The organism is Mesorhizobium sp. M1C.F.Ca.ET.210.01.1.1 (assembly GCF_004791585.1).
Classification (GTDB): domain Bacteria; phylum Pseudomonadota; class Alphaproteobacteria; order Rhizobiales; family Rhizobiaceae; genus Mesorhizobium.
The window spans coordinates 133,437-140,109 of record NZ_SRUU01000017.1; the positions used below are offsets into that span (position 1 = coordinate 133,437).

Sequence of the window (6,673 nt, forward strand, 5' to 3'; positions counted from 1 at the left end):
GGTATGCTGGCGCCGGGGCGCCGGTGAAAATCGATCAGTGGCTCGGGTGCAGAGCGTCGTTCAGGTACATGCAGGTCAGCACCGCGAAGACGTAGGCCTGCAGGAAGGCGACCAGCAGTTCGAGCGCCGTCAGCGCGACAGCCATGGCTAAAGGCAGGACCGAGCCGGCGATGCCGACGGCGCCCAGCGCGCTGAGGCTGACGACGAAGCCCGAAAACACCTTCAGCGTGATGTGGCCGGCCAGCATGTTGGCGAAAAGACGAACCGAGAGGCTGACGGGACGCGAGACGAAGGAAATGATCTCGATCGCCACCACCAGCGGCAGGAGATAGCCGGGCACGCCATGCGGCACGAACAGCTTGAGGAAGCCGAAGCCGTGCTTGGCGAAGCCGTAGACGAGGACGGTGCCGATCACCAGCGCGGCCAGCGTGAAGGTGACGATGATGTGGCTGGTGACGGTGAAGAAATAGGGGAACAGGCCGATCAGGTTGGCGACCAGCACGAACATGAACAGCGAGAACACCAGCGGGAAGAACTGCATTCCCTGCTTGCCCGCCGCGTCGCGCAGCATGTTGCCGACGAACTCGTAGGCCATTTCGGAGACCGACTGCAGGCGGCCCGGGATGAGGGCGCGGCTGGCGGTGCTCATGTAAAGAAAGGCAGAAGCGACGATGACCGTCACGACCATGAACAGGGCGGAGTTGGTGAAAGAGACGTCGTAGCCGCCGATATGAAGCGGGATGATCGGATGGATCTGGAACTGGTGGATCGGATCGACCTTGTCAGCAGCCACTTTATATCCCCGTCAAAGCCACAACCGGCTTCTTAAGTTCGCTTTCGCGCCTCGCGGCACGCCTCATCTTATTCCTTCGGCTCGCGCGGCTCGCCGCCCTGGCCGAATTGCGGCGCCAGTCCCGCCGAACGCAGGACATTGAGTATACCGGCGCCAAAGCCGAGCAGCAGGCCAACGATCAGACCCCATGGCGCCGTTCCTGCCAAGCGGTCGATGATCCAGCCCAAGCCGACACCAACCACCACTCCGGCGATGAACTCGCTGGACAGCTTCAGTGCCTGACCGTAACCGGTCGCAGCTTTCGCTTCGTCTTTCCCCTCGAGCCGGTCCGCGCGTCTTGATGCAAGCGATGCTTCAAGCTCGCGCCGGCGGCGCTCAAGTTCGTCGTCGCGGATGCCGGCTTCATGCTGTTTGCCTCGGCCGGTTTCTCCGGTTCCGTCTGGCCCGTTTTTGTTGGCCATCGCAACCCCCCTGCCCGGGCAGACTATCACCGTCCGTCCGCTTCCAAAGTCGCCGGCAACATAGTTAGAGGGTCCGCGCCCGTCAAGCCACGGGCCGAACTTCAAAGTGATGTATTTTTATGTTTTAAATCAATAGCTTATTCAGGTGCGACATCGTGCCCGTCACGCTCGCGCGAGGACTCGGCGCGAATCCGCGCGGCAAGCCGCGCCGATCGACGCGCGCGGCGGGCGACAAACGGCGTTGACGGAGGGCGCCGATTAGGCGGCTCAGCTCCAGCCGCCGCCATAGGTGCGGTAAAAGATATGCAGGCCGATCCTGGTCATGCGATGCATGGCGCGCGCCCAGCCGGGATGGACATAATTGGCATAGTAGTGCGTCGACGAGCCGACCTCGGGGATGAAGATCTTGCCGGCGGTCACCGCCATGGCGACATCCTGGGCGGTCTTATAGGAAACCGGGTCGGTGATGCGCTTCTTCCTGCCGTCGCAGGCGAAGGAAAACTGGCAGCGGTTGAACCAGTTGTCGTTCTGATACACGACACCGCAGATCGTCTTGGGATAGGCGGGATTGCGGACGCGGTTGAGAATCACCTGCGCCACCGCGGCCTGGCCGCGCACCGGTTCGCTGCGCGCCTCGAAATAGATGCCCTTGGCGAGGCATTCCTGTTCCGGCTTGGAGAAGACGGCCGCCGGCAGCGGGTTCTGCATCCAGGCGTGGTCGCCCTTGCCCATCGGCGGGATGAAGCGGCCATCGTTCGGATCGTCCTGCAGCAGCGCTTCGAAGGGCGAGGCCTTGGCGTAGTCGGGCGCCGACGGGGCATAAGCGGTGGCGAGGATGTCCGGCTTGTCGTTGTTGACGAGCGCAACCAGAGCCGCCGGCAGGCCGGGATCGGGCTTCTTGTCCTCGCGGATATGGAAGGCCTGGGCGATCTGGACTTCCTTGCCCTTGATGCCAGGCTTGGCGAAGGTAAGTTTCAGGCCGCTGTCCATCGCGGGACGGAGCAGCGACGAGGTGCGCTCGAAGATCGAGCCGGCGCTGAAATTCTTCGGCGGCGCCACCGGCGAGACCTGGACGAGGCGGCCCTTCTTGTCGGCGCGCACGACACGGTCCTCATCGGGCGTGGCGCCGGCGACATTGCCCTTGCCGCGGAATGCCACCGTGCCGACGCCCGGCAATGCCACGCCGGAGCCGGAGATCGAGCCCGTGGCGGCCGAATCGACGAAAGGCATTTCGGCGGCGTGCACCGAACCAGCGACGGATCTTTCGACATAGGCGTTCCAGCGGGCGTGCGGCGACTCCAGCCCGGAAACGAGGCTCGCCATGTCCTGGTAGGCGACAACGGAGGGGAAGCCGACCCAGATGCCGAGCCCCAGAGCCAAAGAAGGAAGGAAGGAAGGTTTATTCGCAACGGCGGCGGCGGCGAGCCGCTTTAAGACGCGTCGATGCACGGAACTCTCCAGAAACGCTACTGACCCCGGAGAGCCAAAATGAAGCATTAACCTTGATGGTCGGTTAACGGCATCGATCGTGTTTTCTTCATGTTGAAGGCAAACCGGCTTCCCGCCCCCGCGGAAAGCCAGCCGGGAATCAGGCTCGGTGGATCAGGCTGGGCGCAGGAAGGTCGGCCAGGCAATCGCCGCGCAGATCGCGGCTGCCAGCCACACGCCCGGCCATGCGAAGACAAGCAAGAGCCATGGAATGGCGATCGGCACCAGGCAGAAGCCGACGAAGACAAGGGTGTTGGCAAGGCTGAGCGCGGTGCCGACATGGCCGGCGCCGGCAAGCGTGGCAAGCTCGGTATAGGCAACGCCGTGCCAGGCCGAAACGGAGATGCCGGCCAGGACCACCATGACGGGCAGCACCGCCATCAGCGCCGGCTGCGCTGCGGCGGCGATCGCCAGCAGCCAGAGGGCCAGGAAGGCAACCGCGCTGAGCGCGCTGCAAAACCTCAGGAACGGCCGGCGGTTGCCGTGGTGGTCGGTGAAGCGCCCGCTCCAGACGCGCATCGCCATGGCGCCCGTCTGCACGACGGCGAGGCTGGCGCTGGTCACCCAGGTGCCCATGGCGGCGAAGTCGTGCAGGAAGACGGAAGCAAAAGTGAGCACCGCCACCTGCGGGAAGCAGAGCAGGCCGATGGCTGTCGAGATGCGCCAGACCTCGATGTTGCGCAGCGGCGCCGGACCGCTTGTCGCGGCGGCGGCGTGCGCATCGCCTTGCGTCGGCGGCTCGTGCAGCCAGCGCCAGGCAAAGAAAGCGGAGATCGCGGACAGAGCCGCAAGCAGGCCGAAGACCGCGGTAAAGCCCAGCGCCAATGCAAGCGAAGGCAGGACCAGCGCGCCGAGCCCGCCGCCGAGCGGCACCGCCGTCTGCCTGATGCTCATGGCAAAGCCACGCTCGCCTTCGCCGAACCAGCCCATGATGGCGCGGCCGCTGGAGCCATTGACGCTGCCGCCGACCAAGCCGGCGACAAGCAGGCTCGCCGAGAGCAGCGTGACGCCTGGAACCGCAAGCTTTGTCGGCACGACGAGCAGCGCCATGATGAAGAGCCAGGCCGCCGTCGCGCCGAGCCCGGTCAGCAGCACGCGGCGGTCGCCCCAGCGGTCGGTAAGCACGCCCCAGGGCAACTCGCTCAGCGCCACGCCGAGGCCGAGAAGCCCGAGCGCCAGGCCGAGCTCGGCATTGCCGAGGTGATAGCCCTGGCGCATCACCACCGCGGTTGCCGGTATGCCGGAGAAGGTGGCCGAGAAGCCGGCATTGGCGGCGACGCCGATGCCCAGCACCTTCCAGCGGTGGTTGGGTCCGAAAGTCCGGCCGGCCGAGCCGGCGGAGGGGCCTGTTTCTGGCGGATCGCAATCGGTGGGTGAGACGATGGCGGACATAATTCCATTCCCGTTGACTGGCCTTGACGTGACGGATGTAGCGCCATAGCTTCATTCGAAAAATCAGGAAGTTTTTGATCAACAATCCTGAAAACAAGGACAATACCATGCGGCGCGTCACTTTCGATCTCGACGTCCTCAGGACTTTCGTCACCGGCATGGAGCTCGGCAGCTTCGCCAAGGCGGCCGAGCGGCTTGGCCGATCGACTTCAGCCGTCAGCGCTCAGCTCAAGAAACTGGAGGAGCAGGCGGCGACGCCGATCTTCCGCAAGGCCGGGCGCGGCCTGGCCCTCACCGAGGCCGGCGAGACCATGCTCGGCTATGCGCGACGCCTGATCGAGCTCAATGACGAGGCGGCTTCCGCCATCCGGGACGTCGAGCTGGAAGGCTGGGTGCGGCTCGGCCTGCAGGAGGATTTCGGCGAAGCCGTGCTGCCCGAAGTGCTCGGCCGTTTCGCCCGCGCCCATCCCAAGGTGCGGATCGAGGCGCGGATCGGACGCAGCCATGACCTTGCCGAGCGTGTCGTGTCCGGCAGCCTCGACATTGCCCTCGCCTGGCACGACGGCACGTCGCTGCCCTACAGCCGGCATGTCGCCGACGTGCAGGCACGCTGGATCGGCCCGGCGAAACCGGTTGCGGCAGGCGCGCGCGACGGCGAGGCGCTGCCGCTGGTGGTGTTCGAGGCGCCCTGCCTGCTCAGAACCGTGGCGACCGAAACGCTCGACCGCGCCGGCCTCGCCTGGCGCATGGCCTTCTCCAGCCCCAGCCTCGGCGGCATATGGGCAGCGGTGGCGGCCGGTCTCGGGCTGACGATCCGCACCGGTATCGGTCTGCCCGCCAATGTCAGGGCGCTTGCGCCCGGAGCACTCGGGCTACCGGCGCTGCCGAAGATGGCGCTGCATCTCTATCAGAAGGATGCCGAGCTCGATCCGGTGGCGGCACGGCTGGCGGAGATTCTGCTGCACGCGGCGCTGGAGACGCTGCCTGAAGGGGCTGTGACGAAGGAGTTGAGAGAGGTTGCCTAGACGTTATGACCGTGGTGTGAGTGGTGGCCCGCCCTTAGTCTTTGCAGCTGTAAGCAAACGGGGGTTGCTTCGGGCGTGCCCGAGCCGAGCCCCAAGCAAAGGAAGGACGGGCCGTGACAGAAGATAGCGTTTTTTACGTCGGTGTCGATGTGTCGAAGCCAAGCACGCGATAGCGGCCGCCGAAGGCGGACGGGATGGAGAGGTCCGGTATTTCGGCGAGATCGAGGCGACGCCGGCGGCCGTGGAGCGTTTGGTGCGCAAGCTGGAGAGAAAGCATGCTCGCCTGCATTTCTGCTACGAAGCCGGCCCGACCGGTTACGGGCTGTACCGCCAGATCGTTGCGCTCGGCCAGCGCTGCGATGTCGTTGCGCCGTCGCTGATCCCCAAGCGTGCGGGCGAGCGCGTCAAGACCAACCGGCGCGATGCGGTCAGCCTAGCACGGCTGCTGCGGGCCGGAGAACTGAAGGGAATCTGGGTTCCAGACGCGGTGCATGAAGCGGTGCGCGACATGGTGCGGGTGCGTGCCGCGGCGAGCGAGGATCTGCGCAAGAAGCGCCAGATGCTGCTTTCGTTCCTGTTGCGCCATGGCCGGGTGTTTAGCGGCCATAAGCATTGGAGCCGGGCCCATGCCTGCTGGCTGGCGGCGCAAAAGTTCGACCATCCGGCCCAGCAGATCGTGTTCCAGGACCAGGTCGACGTGATCACCGATGCGCAGGCTCGGCTGGAGCGGCTGGATGCGCAGTTGGCCGAGCTGGTGCCGAGCTGGTCGATGGCGCCGGTGGTGGCGGCCTATCAGGCGCTGCGTGGTGTGTCCTTCATCGTCGCCGTCACCTTTGTCAGCGAAGTCGGCGATGTCCGCCGCTTCGACAATCCGCGCCAGCTGATGGCCTTTCTCGGCCTGGTGCCCTCGGAGCGCTCGACCGGCGACACGGTCAAGCGCGGCGGCTTGACATTGGCCGGCAATCGCCGCGCCCGCCGCGTCCGGCTCGAGGGTCTGCCGAAGGCGGTGCGCGAGATCGCCTGGAAGGCGCAGACGCGGCTTTGCGCCCGCTACCGGCGCCTGATGGCGGCGGGCAAGAAGAAACCCATCGTCGTTGCGGCGATCGCGCGCGAGATGGCAGCCTTCCTGTGGGCCATCGGCCACCAGGTCGAACCGGTGCGTTGAGATACAGTGCGCTCCTGCATTGAAGATCAGGATCCGGCAAGCGCGCGCCCGGCGCGGGCGCCGCCGGATTGAGGGGGCTCTGCCCGCGCCGGATCTCCCGGCGGAAAAAACCGGGCAGCACGGCGACGGGATGTGGACCACGGTGGGGAATTCCCGTGTGGTACTATGTGGCTGGGGCCCATCGTCCCCAACGCCCGACACCTAGACAGGGATAGCCCAAGAGGTAGTGTGCTGAGAGTTCTGCAAATTCGCTGCGAGAGGGCGGTCATGGCAGGCTGGTGATTGTTCACGTCACCGATTCCCGCGAAGGAACGCCACCATGACCAAGACTGAAGATAAATCCGCCATA

General features: G+C 65.5%; 5 protein-coding genes and 1 pseudogene. 2 read left to right on the forward strand and 4 right to left on the reverse strand.

Translation table 11 applies throughout. The features are described from left to right. Positions 1-34: 34 nt before the first annotated feature. The 4 genes from EN853_RS20105 to EN853_RS20120 all read right to left on the reverse strand — a co-directional run bounded on the left by EN853_RS20105 (position 35) and on the right by EN853_RS20120 (position 4,134). Positions 35-793, reverse strand: a complete 759-nt coding sequence (locus EN853_RS20105; protein ID WP_126085299.1) for a F0F1 ATP synthase subunit A — start codon at positions 791-793, stop codon at positions 35-37. 68 nt (positions 794-861) lie between these two features. Beyond that, positions 862-1,254: an AtpZ/AtpI family protein gene (locus EN853_RS20110; protein WP_127861203.1), complete on the reverse strand. Its 393-nt coding sequence runs from the start codon at positions 1,252-1,254 to the stop codon at positions 862-864. A 267-nt stretch (positions 1,255-1,521) separates the two neighbouring features. Then, positions 1,522-2,703, reverse strand: a complete 1,182-nt coding sequence (locus EN853_RS20115; RefSeq protein WP_127861077.1) for a cell wall hydrolase — start codon at positions 2,701-2,703, stop codon at positions 1,522-1,524. A 153-nt stretch (positions 2,704-2,856) separates the two neighbouring features. Further along, positions 2,857-4,134, reverse strand: a complete 1,278-nt coding sequence (locus EN853_RS20120; RefSeq protein WP_127861076.1) for an MFS transporter — start codon at positions 4,132-4,134, stop codon at positions 2,857-2,859. Positions 4,135-4,241: 107 nt separating this feature from the next. Between EN853_RS20120 and EN853_RS20125 the strand changes: the two genes are divergently transcribed. Both EN853_RS20125 and EN853_RS20130 read left to right on the forward strand, forming a co-directional pair. Next, positions 4,242-5,159, forward strand: coding sequence for a LysR substrate-binding domain-containing protein (locus tag EN853_RS20125; protein WP_127861075.1), 918 nt, complete (start codon positions 4,242-4,244; stop codon positions 5,157-5,159). 113 nt (positions 5,160-5,272) lie between these two features. After that, a pseudogene (locus EN853_RS20130) lies at positions 5,273-6,324 on the forward strand (IS110 family transposase). Positions 6,325-6,673 lie beyond the last annotated feature (349 nt).

Bases quoted from the DNA above. Each gene is read 5' to 3' on its own strand.
- EN853_RS20110 (WP_127861203.1), bottom strand. From the start codon at position 1,254: ATGGCCAACAAAAACGGGCCAGACGGAACCGGAGAAACCGGCCGAGGC.
- EN853_RS20120 (WP_127861076.1), bottom strand. From the start codon at position 4,134: ATGTCCGCCATCGTCTCACCCACCGATTGCGATCCGCCAGAAACAGGC.
- EN853_RS20125 (WP_127861075.1), top strand. From the start codon at position 4,242: ATGCGGCGCGTCACTTTCGATCTCGACGTCCTCAGGACTTTCGTCACC.